The sequence below is a fragment of the Telluria sp. ZB4P36 genome, from assembly GCF_059685865.1.
In genome coordinates, this window is record NZ_JCASIE010000002.1 from 255,489 (window position 1) to 278,219 (window position 22,731).

12 protein-coding genes are annotated in these 22,731 nt (G+C 67.1%); 8 read left to right on the plus strand and 4 right to left on the minus strand.

Features of this window, described 5'->3' with window-relative positions; genetic code table 11:
* Positions 1–36 precede the first annotated feature (36 nt).
* The gene (locus AC56LK_RS03945; RefSeq protein ID WP_497183262.1) at positions 37–3,393 is read right to left on the minus strand and encodes a DUF4450 domain-containing protein; all 3,357 of its coding nucleotides are present in this window, start codon (positions 3,391–3,393) and stop codon (positions 37–39) included.
* A gap of 174 nt (positions 3,394–3,567) precedes the next feature.
* On the opposite strand from AC56LK_RS03945, the gene AC56LK_RS03950 reads away from it, so the two are divergent.
* The 3 genes from AC56LK_RS03950 to AC56LK_RS03960 all read left to right on the plus strand — a co-directional run bounded on the left by AC56LK_RS03950 (position 3,568) and on the right by AC56LK_RS03960 (position 9,368).
* Positions 3,568–4,155 (plus strand): RNA polymerase sigma factor, encoded by a 588-nt coding sequence (locus tag AC56LK_RS03950; RefSeq protein WP_497183263.1) that lies wholly within the window; start codon positions 3,568–3,570, stop codon positions 4,153–4,155.
* The gene (locus AC56LK_RS03955) at positions 4,139–5,110 is read left to right on the plus strand and encodes a FecR family protein (RefSeq protein ID WP_497183264.1); all 972 of its coding nucleotides are present in this window, start codon (positions 4,139–4,141) and stop codon (positions 5,108–5,110) included. Before AC56LK_RS03950 ends, AC56LK_RS03955 begins: the two co-directional genes overlap by 17 nt.
* A gap of 256 nt (positions 5,111–5,366) precedes the next feature.
* Positions 5,367–9,368 (plus strand): TonB-dependent receptor, encoded by a 4,002-nt coding sequence (locus AC56LK_RS03960; protein ID WP_497183265.1) that lies wholly within the window; start codon positions 5,367–5,369, stop codon positions 9,366–9,368.
* A gap of 72 nt (positions 9,369–9,440) precedes the next feature.
* On the opposite strand, the gene AC56LK_RS03965 is transcribed toward AC56LK_RS03960, so the two are convergent.
* Positions 9,441–11,732 carry a hypothetical protein gene (locus tag AC56LK_RS03965; protein ID WP_497183266.1) on the minus strand — a complete coding sequence of 764 codons (2,292 nt, stop codon included), beginning with the start codon at positions 11,730–11,732 and terminating at the stop codon, positions 9,441–9,443.
* 222 nt (positions 11,733–11,954) lie between these two features.
* On the opposite strand from AC56LK_RS03965, the gene pelA reads away from it, so the two are divergent.
* The 4 genes from pelA to AC56LK_RS03985 are packed head-to-tail and all read left to right on the plus strand — an operon-like array spanning position 11,955 to position 19,005.
* Positions 11,955–13,259 carry a pectate lyase gene (pelA, locus tag AC56LK_RS03970; protein WP_497183267.1) on the plus strand — a complete coding sequence of 435 codons (1,305 nt, stop codon included), beginning with the start codon at positions 11,955–11,957 and terminating at the stop codon, positions 13,257–13,259.
* Positions 13,256–14,677 carry a glycoside hydrolase family 88/105 protein gene (locus AC56LK_RS03975; RefSeq protein WP_497183268.1) on the plus strand — a complete coding sequence of 474 codons (1,422 nt, stop codon included), beginning with the start codon at positions 13,256–13,258 and terminating at the stop codon, positions 14,675–14,677. Before pelA ends, AC56LK_RS03975 begins: the two co-directional genes overlap by 4 nt.
* The gene (locus tag AC56LK_RS03980; RefSeq protein WP_497183269.1) at positions 14,674–16,038 is read left to right on the plus strand and encodes an oligogalacturonate lyase family protein; all 1,365 of its coding nucleotides are present in this window, start codon (positions 14,674–14,676) and stop codon (positions 16,036–16,038) included. Before AC56LK_RS03975 ends, AC56LK_RS03980 begins: the two co-directional genes overlap by 4 nt.
* Positions 16,039–16,059: 21 nt before the next feature.
* Positions 16,060–19,005, plus strand: coding sequence for a TonB-dependent receptor (locus AC56LK_RS03985; RefSeq protein ID WP_497183270.1), 2,946 nt, complete (start codon positions 16,060–16,062; stop codon positions 19,003–19,005).
* Between the two features lie 64 nt (positions 19,006–19,069).
* Here AC56LK_RS03985 and AC56LK_RS03990 read toward each other — a convergent pair whose 3' ends face one another.
* Both AC56LK_RS03990 and AC56LK_RS03995 read right to left on the minus strand, forming a co-directional pair.
* Positions 19,070–19,570: a GNAT family N-acetyltransferase gene (locus tag AC56LK_RS03990; protein WP_497183271.1), complete on the minus strand. Its 501-nt coding sequence runs from the start codon at positions 19,568–19,570 to the stop codon at positions 19,070–19,072.
* Between the two features lie 21 nt (positions 19,571–19,591).
* Complete coding sequence (locus AC56LK_RS03995) at positions 19,592–21,208, minus strand: phytoene desaturase family protein (protein WP_497183272.1); 1,617 nt, start codon at positions 21,206–21,208, stop codon at positions 19,592–19,594.
* Between the two features lie 236 nt (positions 21,209–21,444).
* Between AC56LK_RS03995 and AC56LK_RS04000 the strand changes: the two genes are divergently transcribed.
* Complete coding sequence (locus tag AC56LK_RS04000; protein WP_497183273.1) at positions 21,445–22,647, plus strand: family 1 glycosylhydrolase; 1,203 nt, start codon at positions 21,445–21,447, stop codon at positions 22,645–22,647.
* Positions 22,648–22,731: the final 84 nt, after the last annotated feature.

Here is a 22,731-nt window from a genome sequence, read left to right on the forward strand (position 1 = left end):
TTCTCGTTGTACGGTCGACCATGGCGACCGGCCGCCTCAGTCGAGCGTCACCCCCATCAGCCCGATCACCACGTCATTGGCCAAGGCCCGCAATTCCAGGCTCTTCAGGGACTTGCTGCGGTCGAGCGCCATCTCGAGCACGGTGGCCGAACCGCCATCGATCTTTGCGCGCAGGTCCTGCGGCAGCGTTGCCGGATCCAGCACGCGCACCCGCGCCGTCTTCAGGTCGACCCGCACCGGCAGGCGCCCACAATAGGGAAACTGGTAGTCGTCGATAAAGTAGTCCTGCTCGATCGGCCACCAGCTGTCGGGATTGCGCAGCGCCAGCCGGCTGCGGCTGCCATCCGAGTAGCTGACGATCACCTCGCCGTTGTCGATCCGGCTCTGCATGGCGTTGCTGGAGCCGGCCATCAGCAGGAACATGCGCCCGGCCCTGCCCTGCAGCGGCACGGCGGCCTGCTTCGGATAGTTGTCCCACTGCGAGGTGAACAGCACGTTGGGCGCGCCCGGGGCGGCCGGGGTGGCGAAGCTCAGGCCATTCGGCAGGCGCAGGCTGCCGCCCTGGGCGCGCAGGCCGGTATCGTCGATGTCGGCCATGGCATTGACGTGCCCGGCCCACGCCCCGATGCCCTGGGACGGCAGGGACAGCGACACGTAGGCCGAGCGCGGCGACAGGTACTTGCCCGGCTTGAACAGCTCGCCGACGCGGTCGTTGAACCACGGGCCCAGGTCGACATGGCGCGGCGTCACGGGCTTCCCCTTCAGCCATGGCGCCGCCTCGGGCCCGCAGGCAGCTGCCTGCGGCGCCGGCGCCGGCCGCCACCAGCCGAAGGCCCCCTGGCGCACCCGCTGCAAGCCCCCAGCTCGCGCCGGACCGGTGGCCACCTCCTTCTCGCCGATCCGGCGGCCGCGCCAGCGGATCACGAGCTCGCTCTTGCGGCCGAAGGGCAGCTCGACGCGCAGGCGCGGTGCGAAGGGCTCGTCGGCGCCCGCGCTCCAGCGCACCGGCTTGCCGTCGGCCAGCACCGCTTCGACCTGGTCGCCGGCGGCCGGCAGCTCGAGCACCAGGCGCCGGAAGGTGCTTGTGGGCTGCTCGACCGTCCAGCGCTCGATCCCGTCCTCGCGCCGAAACGCCAGCATCACGCCCGGATGCTTCAGGCTCGCATGGGCCCAGTCGCGCGGGAAGCCCGGCCGGACCAGCAGGGTTCCCGCCAGGGCGTCCGGCCGCACGCCGAACAGCCCTTCCACGAGGGTGCGCGCCATCACCCCCGAGCCGTCGGCGAAGTCGCGCTGGGCTTCGCGGCGGTAGACGTCGAGGTAGTTCATGCTGCCGATGTTCCCGGGCGAGATGCCCATGTACAGGCTGGCCAGCAGCGCGCCCTTGGCCAGATCGAAGGCGCTGTCGCTGCGGCCCGCCTGCCAGGAAGCGAGCGCCGTATGCAGCACTTCACCCATCACCACGTTGTTGATGGACCAGGAGTAAGGCATCCAGTCGGTGGTCGGCAGCACCCGGTAGGGACGGTCGGCCGGCACCCCCGGTCCCGCGATCGGGATAGGACGCCGCTGGCGCTCGACATCGAGCGCCATGCGCGCGGCCTCGAGGCGGTCCGGCACCTGCGAATCGACCGCGTGGTAGTAGCTCCACAGGCCGTAGCTGGGATGCAGGGCTTGCTTCCCCAGCAGGTCGCGGTATTCGCCGAAGGCGCCGCGCTCCGGCATCCACAGGTAGCGGCGCATGGCGCGCCTGATGCGGTCGGCCTCCACCCGATAGGGTGCCGGGTCCTTTCCGAGCAGCGTCGCGATGCGCGCCGCCATGTGGTTGTGCCAGGCGTTGTAGGCCGAGGTGTGGGTGGCGCCGCCGCCGTTGTAGTACAGGTCGTCGCTGGCCCAGACCGCCGCATAGGCTTCGTACAGGGGCAGCCGGTCCGGACCGACCTCGCGCCGGAACAGGCGCCGCTCCCATGCCAGGTGGCGTTCCAGCACCGGCCACACGGATTTCGCGTAGGCGAGGTCGCCGGTCCACAGCAGGTGGCGCAGCATCACGTCGATGAAGCCGATGTTCATGTCGTAGTGGGACTTGCTCATGTCGCCGTTGCTGTGCAGGCCGGCCTCGTTGCGGGCCAGGTTCGTATTCTGGTCGGCGGGCGGCAGGCGTGCCGGCACCGCCGCGGTGTTCTGGCGCGCCGTCCATTCGTCGAGGTTGCGGCGCGCGCGCCCGTGCCAGCCCAGGGCGTCGAGCGCATACGGCCCGCGCCAGCCCAGCAGCTTGGTGCGCCAGGCGATCGCGCCGTGCATGATGGCGCCCTGCTCTTCGTCCCAGACCGCATCGGCGGCGACGTTCAGCGCGCCCATGGCGGCGTTCAGGTAAGGATCGGGCGTGTCGATGCGCACCTGGCCGCGCACCGCAGCAAAGTGGCGCAGGGCCTCCGTAAAGCGCTGCGCCAGCTCGCCCGGCTGGAACGCGGGCGCGCGCATGGCTCCCGCTGCCGGCCGCGCGTCCAGGGTGCTGCCGGCCTCGCGGTACACGGCCAGTTCGGCCGCCATTTTGCTGCTGGTGACCTGGAAGGCCAGGTCGATCGCCCCGCCGTTGAACGGCAGGCGCCCCACCGCGAGCTGCCCCGCGCTCCCGGCATCCGCCGCCAGCAGGCTCGCCAGGTCGTCCCAGCGAGCGGCGTCGGCACGGTGCAGGCTCAAGGCCTGGGCCGCCGTGCCCGTGATGACCGCGCGATCGTTCGCGACCCGGAAGCCCTGCGCCTGCAGCTCCACGCTGCTGCCGCGCGCCTGGGCCGGCGCGAACTGGAAGTACTGGTTGATCGGCACCGGCTCGGTCCCGATGTCGCCGCCGCGGCGCCCCTGCGCGCCATTTCCCGGCGCGAAAGCGACTACCAGCTCGCTCGACGCGGGCAGCCCCACGCCGCGCACCTGGAGTCCCAGGCCCTCGACCGCCGCGTAGGCCACGGCGGCCAGGTGGATGCGGCCGCCCCCGAACAGCGGACCGGCGATCTCGTAGTGCAGCTCCCCCGGGCGGTAGCGCGTGAGGACGCTGCGCGCCCGGTGCAGCCACAGGACCCCGGCCGGGGTCTTGAGGCCGAGCCGGACGTTGCCGCCGCGCCCGGGCAGGTAGAGCGAAAATTCCGGAAGGTCGCCGCCGTCGACCCGAAAACCGGTATTCCCTCCGTACAGGGGACGGTTGAAGAACTCGCCGCCATTCTCGATCACGAAATCCTCGCCCTCGGGACGATAGCGCAGCGGCCGCGCCAGCTGCCCGGCGAGGTTCGGGCGCGCCAGCTCGACGCCCGGCTTGTAGCGCTCGGCGCCGGCGGCAGTCGCAGGTAGCAACCCGGGCGCCAGCAGCGCAATGGCGATCAGGCGAGACAGGTGGCGCTTACGCATATCCTTGTTCCTCAAGCGTTGTTGTGCCGGGTAATATAGAGAAGACCTGCTCCCCGGGCGCGGCCAACGGGGAAATTCTCAGCTGCTTGAGTGAGTGGAAAATAATGCGCCGAATCTTGAGGAAAAATTTTTCGTGCTCGTCTTACCAAAGGGGGAAGCACGAACGGGCGAGGTATGGACACTGAAGTAGTTGACTGGCTGACAATAAATTTTCTGCCGCACGAGGCGGAATTGCGCAGGATGCTGCGCCGCGTCTGCAGCGGCCCCGCCGAAATCGACGACGTCGTGCAGGAGACCTGCTACCGGATCCTGTCGATGGCGAGCCTGGACGGGATCCGCGATCCCAAGCCCTTCGTCTTCCGCACTGCCAAGAACCTGGTCCTCGACCGCATCAAGCGCGACGCGGTGGTCAGGATCGAAACCATGGCCAACCTCGAAGACCTGGACATCGCCGATGCGGCGCCCTCTCCCGAACGCGTGGTGTTCGCGCGCTCGGAACTGAAATGGGTGATCGGCCTCGTCTCCCAGCTCCCGGACCGCTGCAAGGCAGTGTTCCGGGCGCGCAGGATCCACGGCCTGTCGCAGCAGGAAACCGCGCAAAGCCTGGGCCTGACCGACGGCGTCGTCGAACACGAAATGATGAAAGGGATGCGATTGATGTCGGAGATGATTGCCAGGCATGGCATGAACCAGGAAGCCGGCGACACCCCATCCACCGCAAGAAAACGCATAAACAAGAAAAACAATGTCAACGATCGATAACGAAGCCTTCGAGTGGGTGGCGCGGAAATACGCGCGCGGTTTGAGCGCCCCCGAGAGCGCGCAATTCGACGCATGGTATGCCGCCGACCTGCGGCACCAGGGCGCCTACGCGCGCGCCATGGCGATCTATAACGCGATCAACCTGGCGACCGGCCCCCAATCGCTGTCGCCCGGGCTCTCCCTGCGGCGCGAACAGCGCAGCACCCGGCGCGGATGGTTCAAATACGGCGCCATGGCTGCCTGCCTGCTGGCCGCGGTGGGCACCGTGAGCCTGACGACCCTGCGCGACGGCCAGGTCCTGACGACGGCAAAGGGCGAGTTCCGCAAGGTGCCCCTGCAGGACAAGTCGGTTGCCACGATCAACAGCGGCAGCCAGATCGAAGTCGCCTTCACCGAGAAGCAGCGTACCGTCAACCTGCGCAAGGGCGAAGCCTGGTTCGAAGTGGCCAAGGATAAAGCCAAGCCTTTCGTCGTCGAAGCCGGCGAGGCGCGCATCCGCGCGGTCGGCACCGCCTTCTCGGTGCGGCGCTTCACGAACGGCACCGAGGTGCTGGTCACCGAAGGCAAGGTCGAGGTCTGGGGCCAGGGACGCAGCGCCCAGCGGCGCCTGCTGATCGAAGGCGACCGCGCCTTCCTGGCGCAGAACGCGGGTGCGATCAGCGTGAGCCGCCAGCCCGTCGAAGTACATCGCAAACTGGCATGGAGGGAAGGCAAAGTGATCCTCAAGAACCAAACCCTGGACGACGCGGTGGCCGACTTCAACCGCTACAGCCCGAAGACGATCGTCATCGTCGACGCGGCGCTCCGGGAGAAGCGCCTGTTCGGCCAGTACAAGCTGGATGCGCCCGAATTGTTCGCCCGCGACGTCAGCACGGTGCTGGACGTGCCGGTCGCGATCACCGCCGACACGATCTTCATCGGCCGCAAGGAAGCCGAAGTCCCGGACGGAAGCTGAGGCCCGATGCACGGCCACCGATCCGGATGCGCTCTGCACGAGCCTGTCCGGATTTTTTTTTTGCGTTTCAGTCAGCTTCCTGAGTATTTATACGGCCGGACGCCATCGCATGATTTTTCGGGGAGGATGCTGGTTCAGTCATATTTTTGAGCGATTGGTCAAACCAGGACCGCAGCCTGAGGAAGACGCCGTCGCCGGCAGTCTTTACATACACGGAGCAGCATAGTTCCGACATAAACAGATTAAGGAGACGTGCATGAACCCCATGCACCCATACGCCAGCGCGGCCGGCATCATCCTGGCCGTCAGCATGGCTGCGCACGCGGGCGCCTCGGTGGCCCAGGAATTGCCGCGGCCCTTCAATATTCCTGCAGGTCCTGCGACGGACTCCATTCCGGAGTTCGCGCGCCAGGCCGGCATCAACATATTGACGTCGGCGGACATCCTGGATGGCGTGAACACCGAGGCACTCAGTGGGAGCTTCGCCATCTCCGAGGCGGTCGATCGACTTCTCGCCTGCACTAATCTGGTCGGACGGGTCAGCTCCGGCGGCACCGTGGTGATCCTGGCGCGACCGCCAGGCTCACCGGGGAAAACCAATGACTCGAAAATATCGGATGATACGATGACCAAAAACACCCTCCCTGGCCGGCGCAAGGCGACTTGCGTCGCAGTCTCGGCTGCCGTGCTCATGATGGGCGCACCGCTGGCGAACGCGCAGGAGCAAGCGGCCGGCGCGCCGGTGCAGATCCCGGAGACGAAAGCACAGTCACCCAAGCAGACGGCGCCGGCGGCGAACGGGAAAGCGGACGACGGCGTGCAGCAAGTGAAGGTGGTCGCCACCCGCGCATCGCAGCAGTCGAGCATCGATCGAAAGAAAAATGCCGCCACCGCGATCGATTCGATCGTCGCCGAGGACGTCGGCAGCCTGCCGGACCGGAACGTCGGCGAGGCGATCTCGCGCATCGCCGGCATTGCGCTGGACCGCGGCGACTTCGGCGAAGGCGTCACCGTGTCCGTGCGCGGCAACGGCCCGGACCTGACCCGCGTCGAACTGGACGGCCAGGCCGTGCAGTCCGCCGGCGGGAGCGACATGGCGGGCGGCGGCGACGGCCGTGCCGTCGAATTCCGCCAGCTGTCCGCCGACCTGATCAAGAGCGTCGACGTGGTGAAGGGCTCGACCGCCGACATGACCGAGGGTTCGCTGGGCGGCGGGATCCAGATCAAGACCCGTACCGGCCTCGATTTCAAGAAGCCTTTCGCTTCGCTGCGGGTGGCCGGCAGCCAGAACAGCCTGAACAAGAAGTGGCAACCGGACGCCAACCTGATCCTGGCGAACAAGTACATGAAGGGCCGCCTCGGCCTGCTGCTGAACGCCTCCACCACCACGCTGGACAACGAGGGCCACAAGACCGAGGTGTCGGGCGGCGGCAACAATGGCTGGCAGGGTTACTACCGCCTGTACGACTTCGACAATTCGCCGGAGAAGACCTTCAGCTTCCAGCCGGGCACCGTCAACACGGCCGATGCGAGCAGCACCACACCGCTGCTGCGCTCGGCATTGGCGAACGGCGGCTTCTTCAACGCAGCCACCCCGCTGGAACTGGTCACCCGCTCGGCCGGTGCAAAGAGCAAGGACGAATGCCGCGCGATCTTCGCGCCGATATCCGCGGTCCAGCTGAACCAGATTTCGGCATCCGCGCGCACCGCCGCGCAGAGCCAGCGTACGAATGAGCTGAACACCTGCCTGAACCAGTGGAACGACTACAGCCCGTCCGGTCCCCGCTACGTGGTGCGGCGCGAGATCGACCGCCGCAAGAACCTCGACCTGCGCGCCGACTTCAAGCTTACCGACGAACTGACCGTCTACTCGAAGGGCAGCTACAACAAGCGCCACAACGACATCAATACCTTGGCTTACTCGCTGGGGAATTTCTCGGTACAGAACGGCACGACCAACGTGCAGCCCGGTTCCGCCGTGGTCGACGCCAACCATCACCTGCTGTCCTACACCTTCAACAACACCAACAGCAATGGCGTGGCGAAGACCAACCAGAGCCACGGCATCGGCGAGACCACAGCGCGCTACCTGCAACTGGGCGGCAACTTCAAGCGCGGCGGCTTCAACGTCGACTTCTTCGCCGGCGACGCCCAGTCCGATTTCAGGAAGGGCATCAAGGAGCTCACCCTGAACGACTACTACGGCACCGGCTCGATGAGCGTCATGCCGAACGGCCTGTGGACCTACAGCTTCCCCAACGTCAATCCGATCACCGCCGCCGATTCCTCGCGCTTCGCCGCGCTGTTCCCGCGCGGCGCCAGCGGCGCCGTGGTGCCGTCGGTGTATACGACCAACTCCGCGCCCGCCTACACGGCCGCCCAGCAGAACGCCGGCACCTCCTCGCCAAACCTGACCTGGGTGCCGACCGAGTTCCACACCTCCGAGCGTACCGCGAAGGTGGATGCGACCTGGAACACGCCGGATGCCGTCCCGTTCTTCAAGCGCTTCAAGGGCGGCTACAACATGCGCGACACGCGCAACGACAACTGGAACCTGAACAACGGTGGCTACAACCTGCGCGACCCGCAGGGCACCTTCGGGACGGCGAGTTTCGTGGCGCCGATCGTGATGCCGTCGCCGACCCTGCGCAGCACCATGTACGGCTGCGCCGACACGCCGGGCTCGCTGGCGCCGGGCGGCAACAAGTGCGTCTACGGCTGGATCCCCAAGGGCGACATCCGCCAGTCGCTGGACGGCGCGATGGTCTACACGATTCCCCAGTTCGTCGACATGCTCAGCCAGGTCATGACGCTGAAAGCGACGCCGACACAGTTCTTCCACGGTGCCAAGGACCGTCCCGCCGGCCTGATCGACAACTGGACCCAGATCGACGTGGAAAAACTGTTCGCCATCTCCCAGGTCGGCAACACGGACTTCAACTGCGTGAAATTCTGCACCGCCAACGACGGCAAGGTCTACGCGCAGCCGGCGAACCACCTGAAGGAGCGCACCGACGCCTTCTACCTGATGGGCGACTTCGGCCTCGACCACCTGCCGTTCACCGACCGTTCGCTGCCCTTCGGCCTGGAACTCGAAGGTAATGTGGGCGTGCGCTACGTGCGCACCAAGGTGCATGGCACCGGCATGATGAGCTTTACGGCAATCATGAAGACGGGCAGCTTCGACCCGAACTTCCCGGATGCGGTGGGCGGCACGACCAGGATGAAGGTGCAGCAAGCCACGGCCATCGGTGCGAAGACGAGCGACCTCCTGCCGAGCCTGAACCTGGCCACCTGGCTGGTCCCGGACAAGCTGGTGCTGCGCTACAGCGCCGCCAAGACGGTGGCCCGGCCGCCGGTGTCGCGCCTGCTGGCATCGGGTTCCTGCACCTATGACCAGGTGGCGGCCGACCTGGGCGAAGACGGGCAGTCGTGCTCGGGCACGGTCGGCAATCCGGAACTGGCCGCGCAGAAGAACTTCAACCAGAACCTGTCGGTCGAATGGTATCCGAACCGCGACACGATGCTGACGGCGACCGGCTTCCGCCAGGATGGCAAGATCGGCGGCGCGATCGCCCAGGGTGTGTCGCAGTCGCCGCTGTTCGCCAACTCGGACATGGTCAATCCCGTTACCGGCGAAACCCTGGCCGGTCAGCTGTTCGACTATTCCACCTGGATGAACGGCGCCACGACGGGACGCCGCGGCGTCGAGTTCAGCGGCAAGACGGCATTCACCTTCCTGCCCTGGCTGCTCCGCTACACCGGCTTCGACGCGAACTACTCGAAGATGCATTCGTCCACCTCGAAGCAGAACATCGTCGACCTGCTGACCGGCCAGCCGCTGCCGCCGCGGAACGAGCCGAAGTACACCTACAACGCGGCCCTGTGGTACGACGACGGCAGGCTGTCGGCCCGCATCGCCCTGCAGGCCGTGGGTTCCTACTTCAACTGCATCGCGGCCTGCGGCAAGACGACCAGCATGTTCAACTACCCGAACGTGGGCGGCGGCCGCACCAGCACCACCTACAACCCGGGTTCGCCGAACTTCACTGACGCCACCCGCTTCATCGACGCGAAGATCTCGTACCGGTACTCGCCGATGATCGAGGTGTTCGTCGAAGGACGCAACATCGGCAACGCGACCGTCTCGCACAGCCAGGGGCCGTACGCCCCGTTCGCCGACGGCACGCCGAACATCCTGGACTTCGCGTATTCGGGCCGACGCATCATGTTCGGCGTGAACTTCCGCACCATGTAAGCGCCGCCAAGCTAAAACCGCCATCCCCGCGCGCGCGGGAATGGCGGTTTTATTGTGTCCGCCTACTTCGTATCAGAGCGAGGGCAGGATGCCTTCGCTGCGGACCTTCCAACCGCTCTTCGGGAAGCCGGGGGCGGCTCCGCTTTGCCCGTCCCACCCACCCGCCATCAGCGCGACCGCCAGCAGCAGGCCTCCGTTCGAGGGGAAATAGGTCTCGGCGGCGCGCTGGTAGCCCGGCCCATCCGGACCGCCGCCTGCCTGGGCCCCGGCCCCCGTGGCGGTCGGCACAAAGTGGGCGGCATGGGCGTCCAGGTGCACGCGCGGCGTCATGCCGGTCTTGCCGAACCGGTTGTTCCTGGCGTCGAAGAACAGCCAGTCCACCGCTTCCTCCGGCGCCCCGAGGCGGGCGGCGGTCATGGCCGCCATCGGGTAATCCCAGCCCCAGGTCTGGCGCAGGTCCCAGTCGCGCTTCATCCGGGTGAGCGTGGCGCGCATGACGGCCCGGTCGACGTCGCGCCCGGGCAGCCAGCCGAGCGGCATTAGGAAGGACATGTGGTCGCGGTTCTGGCAGCTGTCCGCGAGCGCATTCGCGCGGCAGCCGCCGGCCGACCGGTCCCAGAAGCCGGGCGCGGAGCGCACCGGCAGGTACAGGCCGTCCCGCTGCGGCAGCGCCGGCCATTTGGCCAGCACCGCGTCCCAGTCGGCGCGCCGGCCCTTGCCCGCGCGTTCACGCCAGGCCTGGGCCGTCTCGATGCCCCAGCGGTAGTAGGCCACCTCGAACGCCGGATCGAAAGTATCCAAGGGCGCAAAATTCTCCTGCACCGGGATGATCGGCGGGCCCAGGCGCATCTTGCCGCTGGGCTCGTCGAAGCGCGGGAAGGAAGCCAGCAGCGCGGCGGTTTCCTCGACCAGCTCGCCGTAGCGTTCGAGGACGCGCGCGGCGCCGCCCGCGCGGAACAGCAGTTCGCTCATGTAGATCGGGTGCGGCTGCTGCCACATGATGAAGGGCGAGACCTTGGACGGGCTGTCGACGCCGTCCGGGCCGATCATCTTGGGCCACCAGGCGCCTTTCACGCCCTGCTCTGCCGCCCGCGCCTTCGCCTTGGGAAGAAAGCCGACATACCAGCCGAGGCTGCGCTCCAGCAGCTGCGGCCGGCCCCATAGCGCGAAGTGGGCCGCATGCCAGGGGTGCATCTCGAGGTGCGACTTGCCGTTCCAGCTGTTCGAGAACAGGCCCTCCTCCTGCGGCGCGAAGCTGCCGGCGGCGTTCACCGCCATCAGGTATTGCGACAGGATCACCCGGCGCTCGAGTTCCGGCGCGCGCGGGTCGGTCGAACCGGAGAAGTCGACCATCCCGCCCTTGCTCCAGTAGTCGCGCCAGTGGCGGGCCGTGAGTGCCGCCCCGGCCGCCGGAGTCGGCAGCGGCGCCCCCGCCTGTGGCGAAAACTGCAGCATGACGCTCAGCGTAGCGGCCCTCGTGCCGACCCGGTAGGCATGCGGGCCCGCCTGTTCGATGTTCGCGCCCGGCGCACCGATGGCGGCATGGACGGTGGTAGCGTCGATCTGGCGCTTCAGGCGCAGCTCACCGCGCTTGCGCGAGGCTTCGACCGTGCTGTGCGCGCCCGGATTGCTCCAGTCGGAGGGATCGGGATTGAGGGTCTTCGCGACGCCGGGGAAGCGTACCGCGACGCCCAGGCGACCCTGCGCCAGCAGCGCGGACTTGATTTCGACCAGGATGCTGTCCTGGTCCGGCAGCACCCGCGTGACCACCTGCACCGGCACGCCGTCGTAGACGAAGCGGCTGCTCAAGGTGCCGGTCCAGAGGTCGAGCGTCTGCCGGGTATCGCGGATGTCGTCGAAACGCGCGGGCGTGCCATCCCTGGCGCGCAGGTCGAGCGCCAGGCGGCCCAGCGAGAAGCGGTGGGGATTCTCGCGGATCCAGGCCACCGCGGGCTTCTTCGCCGCGTCGGCCCAGTCCTGGATGTAGCCGTAGCGCCGGGTCTGGCCATTCACCGCGATCTCGACCTGGGTGTCCCGCACCGTATGGCCGTCCGGATTCGGGAAGCTGTGCCAGGCCCACTGGGCCTCGGTGAGGAGCGGTGCGATCTTGCTGTAGGGTTCGGTAAAGGTCTGCAGGCCGGTGATGTCGGCCGTGAAGCCGATGTTGCCGTTGCCCAGCATGAGCGGCGCATGCGGATCGACCCGGGTCAAGCTGGGATTGTGGCGGGTGACCAGCGCCTTGCGGTCGATGCGGCCGGTGCCGGATGGCGTGCCGGCGGCCGCCAGGCCGGCCTGCGGCAAGGCCAGGCTCAAGCCGGCTGCGGCGCTGCCGAGCATCAGGCGGCGGCGGGAAAAACGATTCAAGCCCATATCGGCAAACCTTCCTCTTCGCGGATTTTGGCTGGCAATTCAATCATGGGAAAGCCCGGCAAGTGAAGGTTTATCGGCCTCTGCCGCGGATTTAATCATTTCTTTGCGCATTTGCTTTTTTCGACGCTTTTTGCCGAGGAAAACGCGGCGCCGGCAGTCTTACACTGGAGGGGGACGACGCACTCCCGACAATAACCAGATGACGGAGACAAGATGATGAAGATTTCCAGAGGGATGGCCCTGATCGGCGCCGTATGTGTTGCGCTTGCCGCGCCGGCGAGCAGCGCCGTCATCGGCACCAACACCCCCGCGCTCGACGTGAGCATGGCCCGCCTCGCCGAACTGCCCGCTGCGCAGCGCGCGCAATGGGCGGAGTATATCGCCCGCTCGCAGAGGCAGCGCCAGTTCGACCGCGACACCCTGGCCGCAGAATTGAAAGCCGGCGAAGCCGTGCCGCCCGCCCCGGTAGCCGGCAGCGGGAAGATGCCGCTGGATAAACCGGCTGCCTGGTACGGCACGCCGGAGGCGCGCGCCATCGCCGACACCATCGTCAGTTTCCAGACACCGTCTGGCGGCTGGAGCAAGAACCAGGACCGCAGCAAGCCGCCGCGCCTGCGCGGCCAGCGCTACGCCAACGATGCCGAGACCATGCAGGCCGACCCGGCCAACTTCGACGCCCCGCAAGACCGCTTCTGGACCTTCGTCGGCACCCTCGACAACGGCGCGACCACCACCGAGATGCGCTTCCTGGGCCGTGTCCAGGCCCAGTTGCCCGGCAAGGAGGGCGAGCCCTACCGCGCCAGCATCGCCAAGGGCATCCGCTACCTCCTGATGGCGCAATACCCGAACGGCGGCTGGCCGCAGAACTACCCGCTCGAAGGCGGCTTCCATGACGGGATCACCTTCAACGACAATGCCGTGGCCGAAGCCGCCATGATCCTCGAGGACATCGCCGAAGGCCATGCGGACTTCGCCTTCGTGCCCAAGGACCTGCGCCAGCAGGCCGGCGCAGCCAGCGCCCGCGCCGTCAAGCCGATCCTCGACGCCCAGGTCGTCGTCAACGGCAAGAAAACCGTCTGGCCGCAGCAGGCCGACGCCCTGACCCTGCAGCCGATCTCGGCGCGCAACTACGAGATGCGCTCGCTGGCCAGCGCCGAGAGCGCCGAAGTCCTGATGTTCCTGATGCGCCAGCCGGAGCAGACCCCGGAGATCCGTGCCTCGATCGAGGCCGGCATCGCCTGGCTCAAGGCCCACGCCATCTACGACAAGGCGTTTACAAAGCTCAGTGAAGAGGAAGGACGCAAGCTGGTCGACCGGCCGGGCGCGGGTCCGATCTGGTCGCGCAACTACGACATCCAGACCGGCAAGCCGATCTTCGGCGACCGCGACAAGTCGATCCACGACGATGTCAACTTCATCTCGAAGGGACGCCGCAACGGCTATTCCTGGTATTCCAACGCACCGCAGAAGGCCCTCGACGCCTATGCGAAATATTCCCGCAAGCCTGGAACAGATCAATGACCTTGCCCGTCCTGCGCAACTTCGCCCTGCTCGGGGCGCTCGCTTCCCACTCCCTCATGGCCGCCGAGGCGCCGGCCAGTCCGCCCGCGCAGGTGGCCGGCATCGAGGCCAGCTGGCTTACGCCGCCGGCCCGGCCGAACCTGGATTTCGCCGCGGACCAGCTGCCGGCGCGCGCCGACGTGCTGCCGGCGCTCGACTATGTCGCCGCCGCGCAGATCGCCGACATGAGCCGGCGCCCGATCCAGATGGCCACCGGTTCGAACCTGTCCGAAATCTCGTCCAACTGGGTGGCGGCCACCTTCTACGTCGGCGCCGCCCGGCTGGCGCGGGTGACGCAGAACCGCGACGTGCTGCGCTTCCTCAGCGCCACCGCCGAGCACTACAACTACTCCCTGCGCGGGGCACGGGCCGAGCGCACGCTGCTCAATGCCGACGAACTGGCGATCGGCGACCTTTACCAGGAGCTCTACGCCCGGCGCGGCCAGCGCGGCGTGATCATGCCGCTGCAGCAGCGCCTCGACTTCATGCTGCCGCACCTGGCGCGCGAACAGGACACCGCGACGCTGATCTGGTGGTGGTGCGACGCCCTCTTCATGGCCCCGCCCGTGCTGGCCCGTCACACCGCAATGACCGGCGATCCGCGCTACCTGCGCGCGATGGACCGGGAATGGCGCCGTACCGCGGCCCGCCTATGGGTCGAGCAGGACCGCCTGTTCCTGCGCGACGAGCGCTTCAGGGACAAGGACCACCTGGGTGCCGGCGGCAAGCCGGTCTACTGGGCGCGCGGCAACGGCTGGGTGATGGGCGGCCTGGCGCGCACCCTGGAATCCATGCCGGCGAACTTCGAAGGCCGCGCCTTTTATACGGACATCTTCCGCAAGATGGCCAGCCGCGTGATCGAGCTGCAGCAGCCCGATGGCCTGTGGCGCAGCGACCTGAATGACCCGAAGAACTTCCCGGAAGCGGAAACCTCGGGTTCAGGTTTCTTCGTCTACGCCCTGGCCTGGGGCATCAACCATGGCCTGCTGGATCGGGCGACTTACCTGCCGGCCGTCACGCGCGGCTGGGCGGCGCTGAACCGCCACATCCTGCCGAACGGCCTGGTCGGCGCGGCCCAGAAGACCGGCGACCGCCCGGTGCCGGCCCGGCCGGACGATGTCGGCCCCTACGCCACCGGGGCTTACCTGCTGGCCGGCCTCGAAGTGATGGACCTGCACGGGCCGGTCCAGGCCCTGCCGGAACCCGCGCCTGGCCGCGACGACGAGGCCACCGTCCTCGCCACGACGCCGCAACCGCCGCCACCGAAGACCGTGGTGGGCGAAGCCGAGAAGGCGCGCCGCGAACAGGAAATGCGCGCGACCCGGGCGCTGGCCTACGATCCGGCGCAACTCACCACCCCAGCAAGGAACAAGCAATGACGCAGAAGACTTCCCGCCGTACGGTACTGAAAGGGCTGTGGAGTGCTTCCGCCCTGCTCCCGCTGGCCCTGTCATCGGCCCGGGCCCAGGCGCAGGGCGCCGCGCCTGTCCATACGGGACCGATTCCGAAAGACTGGATCGACCCGAAGACCGGCCGCCGCATCGTTCGCATTTCCGAAGAAGCCGGGTCGGGCGTGCTGTATTTCTACCGCCACGCCTACACCCCCGAGGGTGACCTCATGGTCGTCAAGTCGCCGTCGGGCATCATGGGCGTGCGCCTGAAGGACTGGAAGACCGAGTTGCTGGTGCCGGGCAAGCAGAACGACCTCCTGTTCATGATGCGGACCACGCGCGAGGCGGTGTACTCCGTGGCCGATCCGGGCCAGGGCGAGCTCGCCGACCGCCCGAAGACCATCTACGCCATCCACGTCGACACGAAGAAGGTGCGCCAGCTGGCGCGCATCGCGGCCGGGGGCGTCACGGCCTCGAATGCCGACGACAGCCTGCTGCTGGGCCAGGTCGCCTACGGCGCCAAGCCGCTCCAGCCCAAGGACCCCGCCAGCATCGCCAGGTTCGGCAATACCGAGTACGCCGCCCTGGGTCCGGACGGCAAACCGCTCAACTTCGCCAAGGCCAAGGGCGTGCGCATGCTGGAGCGCTGGGCCGCGCGGGTTCCGGCCGAGCTGTTCACGATCGACCTCAGGACCGGCGCACGCAAGGTGCTCCACAAGACCGAGGAATGGATCGGCCACGCCCAGTTCTCGCCGACCGATCCGAAACTGATCCGCTTCTGCATGGAAGGCCCCTGGCACCGCGTCGACCGCATCAAGCTGGTCCAGGCCGACGGCAGTGGCCTGCGCAGCGTGCACACCCGTACCATGAACTTCGAAATCTGGGGCCACGAGTTCTTCAGCCACGACGGCAAGTGGCTGTGGTACGACCTGCAGACACCGCGCGGCCAGGTGTTCTGGGTGGCCGGACTGGAGCTGGCCACCGGCCGGCGCGTCTGGAAGCGCCTCGAGGCGAATGAATGGGGCGTCCATTTCAACATCGCCCCGGACAACAAGACCTTCGCCAGCGACGGCGGCGACGCCGACATGGTTGCCCATGCGCCGGACGGCAAATGGATCTCGCTGCTGCAGGCGGAAACCATCGTCGATGCCGATGTCGCCTCCTACGACGACAGCCTGATCACCGTTGAAAAATTCAAGTCGACCCGGCTGGTCGACCTGTCGGCCCACGACTACCGGCTCGAGCCGAACCTGCGCTTCACGCCGGACGGCAAGTGGCTGGTCTTCGCATCCAACATGCACGGGGTCCAGCACGTGTATGCGGTCGACGCAAGCGCAGCGCAAGTGTAAGAACGACAAAAAGGAGACGAGATGGCATCGACAGATTCGCGCCTGCACCACGTTGCACTGGGCGTCGCCGCCCTGGTCAGCGCCATCCAGGCGCACGCACAGGAACAAGCCCAGGAGCCGGCTGCGGCAAACACCGTGGTGGTCACGGGCTTTCGCGAAAGCCTGAACAGCGCGCTGAACATCAAGAAGAACTCGGACGGCATCATCGACATCATCAAGGCCGAGGACGTGTCCAAGTTCCCGGATGCGAACCTGGCCGAGTCGATGCAGCGCGTTCCCGGCGTGTCGGTGGCCCAGGGCGACGGCGGCGAGGGCAAGCAGATCACCGTGCGCGGCCTTAACGCCGGCTTCACCCGGGTGCGCATCAACGGCATCGAGGGCACCACGGCCACCGGCGCCTCGGACATCAACGGCAGCACCAACCGCGGGCGCGCCTTCGACTTCAGCGTGTTCTCGGCCGAACTGTTCAACAGCCTGGCGGTGCGCAAGACATCGGAAGCCAGCGTCGAGGAAGGTTCGCTCGGCGCCACGGTCGACCTGCGCACGGCCCGCCCCTTCGACTTCAAGGGCCGAACCGCCAGCATCGGCGCCCAGGGCCTGTACAACACCATCTCGAAGAAGACCGAGCCGCGCCTGACCGCCCTGTACTCGAACCGCTGGGAGACCGGCATCGGCAAGGTGGGCGCGCTGGTGTCGCTCGCCTATGCGAAACGGAATGCCATCGAACAGGGCTATGAAGCGGTGGACATCGTCGCCTCCTCAGTCAACGGCGGCTTCTGTTCGCCGCTCGGCGCTGCCGTCCAGTACCCGCTCAACAATGCTGCCAAGGGCATCGATGCCCGGAACTGCGGCTTCGGCGTGCCGCGCTCCGGCGACCTGGGCGTCTACAACAGCATCATCGGACGGCGCGACGATTTCGGCGGCACGGTCGCCAATCCGGCAGCCGGCTCGGGCGCCTTCCACCCGCGCATCCCGCGCTTCCGCCGCTCGCAGACCGAATACGAGCGCGCCGGCATCACCGGCACCCTGCAATGGCGCCCCGACCGTGCCACCGAATTCAATCTCGACGTGATGGGCGGCCGCTACAGCAATACCCGCTACGACAACTACATCCAGGCGATCTCCTTCGGGCGCGACATGGTGGAAAACGGCAAGGGCCAGACCTCGATCGTGGATGCCCGCTTCGACGACAAGGGCAGCTGGACCTACGGTAAGTTCAACGGCGTCGACATCCGCAGCGAAGGCCTGGTGGACGTCTACACCACCCTGTTCCGGCAGGGCGTGCTGACGGCCCGGCGCGACATCAGCGAGCGCCTGACGGTGGATGCAATGCTCGGGGTGTCGGACTCGCGCCTGAACAACCCGCAGCGCACCACGGTGCAGATCGACGCGCCGAACGTCAACGGCTTTTCCTGGGACTTCTCGAAAGGCGGCCTGCCGATCCTCGACTTCGGCATGGACGTCGCCAACCCCAAGAACTTCTCCTTCGCCCCGCAGGGCGCCGACGGCACCGTGCGCGGCAACTTCGTCGGCCGCTACCTGCGCACTTCGAACCGCCTGAAGACCAGCGCCGTGAACGCCAGCTACCAGCTGGCCGACAACTTCACGGTCCGTAGCGGTCTCTCTGCGCGCCGCAACAGCTGGTTCAACTACGAAGTGCCCTCCGGCGGCATCCCGACCAAGGGCCTGCCGGCCGGGACCAGCCTGGCTGACCTGACCCGCCAGATCCCCGGCTTCAGCGGCACGCCCGGCTCGTGGGCGGCGATCGACCTGGACAAGTTCCTGAACGTCTATAACATCGAGTGCCATTGCGGCGACGTGCCGCTGTCGGAGTACGTGCTGGCCAATCAGGTCAAGCGCCAGGTCGACGAGAAGATCGACGCCGTCTACCTGTCGGGCGACTTCAGGCTGAACGCCTGGGGCCTGCCGCTGCGCGGCAACGTTGGCGTGCGCGGCGCCGACACCAAAACCACGGCCATGCAACTCATCCGCGATCCGGCCGGCCAGCTGGTGCCGCGCGTGGTCGAGCATTCGTACCGCGACTGGCTGCCGGCCTTCAACCTGACCGCGACCCTGCCGAAGGACCTGCTGCTGCGCTTCTCGGCCAGCAAGAACCTGTCGCGCGCCGAATACGTGGACCTGTCGCCCTCGGCATCGATCAATCTGAACGCCCAGTCGGTCTCGGTCGGCAACCCGACCCTGGACCCGATCCGCGCCAATACCTTCGACCTGCAGGCCGAGTGGTACTACGCGAAGAACGCCATGTTTTCGGTGGGCGTCTTCCACAAGGACATCAAGACCTTCATCCAGCGCACCAACGAGCTGATGTCGTATGCGGAGACCGGCCTGTCGAACGCCTACCTGACCTCGACCGGATGCTCGATCACCGGCGCCACCCCGGTATGCCAGATCCAGCCCGACACCCAGGTGAGCGTCAGCCGCATGGTGAACACCAAGGGCGGTCCGCTCGACGGGGTCGAGCTCAACTGGCAGCTGCCCTTCAGCTTCCTGCCCGGGAAATGGAGCAACTTCGGCGCCCTGGCCAACTACACCCACGTGAAGTCGCGGATCACCTACATCACCCGGGTGGACAACCCGCGCACGCCGGCCAACGAACAGCTGACCGAGGAAGCCAACTTCATCGGACTGTCGCCCGACGCCTACAATCTGACCCTCTACTACGAGGACAAACAGTTCAGCGCGCGCATTTCGGCCACCCACCGCTCCAGCTTCATCCGCGACGTGCTGCGCAATGCCAACGGCAGCGACCACTCCTTCGCCGACCCGTCGACCCGGGTCGGGCTGTCGATGTCCTATCACCTGACGCCGCAGCTGCGCCTGTCCTTCGAGGCCCAGAACCTGACCGACGAACCGCTCCGGTACGGCAAGGACACGGAGCGCGACGACACCCTGTTGTACGGGAAGTCGGGCCGTTCGTATGTGCTGGGAGCGAACTACAAGTTCTGACGAACTGCGGAGAACCGCGGTCTCCTTTGTGCGCCCCGCGGGGCGCACTTTTTTTGGGGCCGGCTCATGCGCGCCAGCGCAGCTGCAGGTTGACGGCGTCTTCCGACTCCGGCACGAATCCCAGCGCCGCGTACAGCCGGCGCGCCCCGGCCCTGTCCTTGCGCACCGCCAGCGTCAGGTCGCGCCCTTCAAGCGCGGCCCGGCGCTGCAACCTGCGCAGCGCCTCGCGCGCCACGCCGCGTCCACGCAGCGCGGGCAAGACGGCGATATCGACCACCCGCAGGGCGCCGGCCACGCCGGCCGTGACAAGGCGGCCGGCCGCGACGCCGTCCAGTTCCAGCACCTGGTAGAGCGCGTCGGGATAGCCGTGGTGGTAGCCGGCCGCCTGCGCCTGCTGCTGCATGGCGATGATCCCGTCGATGTAGCGGGGATCGGCGATCAGCGCCAGCAGGTCGTCGCGGGTGGAGCGGTACAGTTCGGCGAAGAAGGCCTGGTCGGCCGGCTCGGCTGGACGAATATGGAGCGGGACAGCGGTCAAGGCAGGCGTGGCAGCTTTGTGGGACATCCCGGCAGTATAGCCGCGCACTCAGGCGGCGCGGCGCGGACTGTGCTTGCGGGCGAAGTCGCGCAGCACCTCGCGCGCCGCGTTGTGGCCGGGTGCCCCGGTCACGCCGCCGCCCGGATGGGTGCCGGCGCCGCAGGTGTACAGGCCGGGGATGGGACCGCGGTAATCCGCGTGGCCCAGCATGGGGCGGGCCGCGAACAGCTGGTCGAGCCCGAGCGCGCCGTGGAAGATGTCGCCGCCGACCAGGCCGAAGGTGCGCTCCAGGTCCAGCGGGCTCATGATCTGCCTGCCCAGCACGGAACGCTTGAAGTTCGGCGCATGGCGGTCGACGGTGTCGATCATCAGGTCGGCCACGTGCTCGCGGTGGCTGTCCCAGCTCGACCCGTCCGGCAGTTGCGGCGCAACGTGCTGGCAGAACAGACTGGCCACGTGCTGGCCGTCCGGCGCGAGCGTCGGATCCAGGGTCGAGGGAATCAGGAGCTCGACGATCGGTTCGCGCGACCAGCCGTGGGTGCGCGCATCCATGTAGGCGCGCTCCATGTACTGCAGGCTGGGAGCGATGATGATGCCGCTGCCGTGGTGCTCGGCGGCCTCGGTGCCGGGAAGGCAGCTGAAGCTGGGCAGTTCCGAGAGCGCGACGTTCATGCGGAAGGTGCCGGAACCGCAGCGCCAGGCTTCGATGCGCCGCAGGAAGTCAGCCGGGAGCGCCGCCGGATCGACCAGTTTCGTGTACAGCAAGCGCGGATTCAGGTTCGACACGACTACCCGGGCATCGAGGCGTTCGCCGCGGGCCGTGACGACGCCGCCGGCGCGGCCCTTGTCCAGCACGACCTCGTCCACCGGGCAGGCGGTGCGGATTTCCACGCCTTCGGCCCGGGCCGCCTTCGCCATGGCCTGGGTGATGGCGCCCATGCCGCCGATGGCGTGGCCCCAGGCGCCCTTCTTGCCGTTGACTTCGCCGAACACGTGGTGCAGCAGCACGTAGGCCGAGCCGGGCGTATAGGGACTGGCATAGTTGCCCACCACGCTGTCGAAGCCATAGGCCGCCTTGATCGGCGTGCTCTCGAACCAGCCGTCCAGGTAGTCGCCCGCCGACTTGGTGAACAGGTCGAGCAGGTCGCGCTGGGCGCCCAGGGACAGGCTGCGCATGCGGTTGCCGAGCTTGCCGGCCTTGATGAGTTCCGGCAGCGCCGTGAGCCAGCTGCCCTGCACCAGGTTCGGCGGGGTCTGCAGCACCAGCTCGCGCAGCAGGTCGGCGGCGGCATCGAGCTGGCTGGCGTAGGCGTCGAGCCGATCGGCGTCGCGCCGGGAGTACTTCGCCACCTCTTCCCTGGTCTTGCCGGCGCCGAGCTTCAGGTAGCGGCTGTCGTCCAGCGGCAGGAAGTTGGACAGCGGCCGCTCGACCACGCGCAGGCCGTGGCCGGCCAGGTTCATGTCCTGGATCACCTTCGGATTCAGCAGGGAGACCGTGTACGCGGCCACCGAGTTGCGGAAGCCGGGATGGAATTCCTCGGTGACCGCGGCGCCGCCGACGACGCCGCGCGCCTCCAGGACCGTTACCTTCAACCCGGCACGGGCCAGGTAGAAGGCGCAGACCAGGCCGTTATGGCCGCCTCCGATGATGATTGCGTCTCGCATCCGGCTTCTCCTCGGTTTCTCCTCAGATCACAGCAGCATTATGACTTAAGCGGCCGGCCGGGCGCACCTGCCAGAACCGTGAGGATCAGCAGCTTTTCGGCCCATCCTGTTGCGCGAATGCCGAATGATACAAATGCTCACAACTCCCAGCGCTTTGCGCTTGCACCGGGCCGGGTTTGGCAGGATGATGAATTGGCCGGTATAGCTTCAGACCTGCCGGCGTAAGGGAGCACACCATGCAAAGCTTCTTGTTCGCGACCGGGATCGAAGGCAGCTACCCGGTGGTCTCCGGACGTGACGGCGCCAGCCTGCGCGTCGACGAAATGGAAAAGACGGGCCACTACCGGCACTGGAAGGAAGACCTGGCCCTGGTCAGCGAACTGGGGATCGACGCCCTGCGCTACGGCCCTCCCTACTACCGGGTGCACCTGGGACCGGGGCGCTACGACTGGGACTTCACCGATGAGGTCTTCGCGGAGATTCGCCGGCGCGGCATCAAGCCGATCGTCGACCTGTGCCACTTCGGCGTCCCCGACTGGCTGGGCGACTTCCAGAATCCGGAATTCGCGACCCACTTCACCGAATACGCCGACGCCTTCGCGCGCCGCTACCCCTGGGTCGACCTGTACACCCCGATCAACGAGATCTACATCACCGCCAAGTTCTCGGCGCATGAAGGGATCTGGAACGAGCGCCTGCGCTCCGACCGTGCCTTCGTCACCGCCATCCGCAACCTGGCGCGCGCCAACATCCTGGCCACGGAAGCGATCATGATGGTCCGGCCGAACGCCAAGTTCGTCCAGAGCGAATCCTCGGAGTACTTCCACCCTTCCGGCCCCGAAGCCACCGAAATTGCGCGGCACATGAACGAACTGCGCTTCCTGGCCCTCGACCTGACCTATGGCCACGACGTCAGCGGCAGGATGTACGAATACCTGTTCGACCACGGCATGACGCGCAAGGATTACCACTTCTTCCTGAACCGCAGCGTCAAGCCGGTCTGCATCATGGGCAACGACTACTACGCCACCAACGAGCACGTGATCCATCCGGACGGCAGCGCCAGTTCCTGCGAGCTGTTCGGCTACTACGTGATCACCCAGCAGTACTACCACCGATACCGCATCCCGGTCATGCACACCGAAACCAATAACCGCGACGCCGGCAACGGCGAAAAAGATGCCCGCGCCTGGCTCGAGAAGCAGTGGTCGAACCTGGTGCGCCTGAAGACCGACGGCGTGCCCATCATCGGTTTTACCTGGTACAGCCTGGTCGACCAGGTCGATTGGGACAGCGCGCTCACCGGGGATGCCGGCACGGTCAACCAGTACGGCCTGTGCGACCTGCAGCGGCGCGTGCGGCCGGTGGGCGAAGCCTACCGCGACCTGATCCGGACCTGGCGCCACCGGGTGGGCAACGAACACATCTGCCTGCATTAGCGTCCGACGCCAGCCAGTCGACAGGAAGTCTTCGCAATGCGGGAACAGGTCATTATTCAGCCGGCGCGTGCTAACATCGTCTGT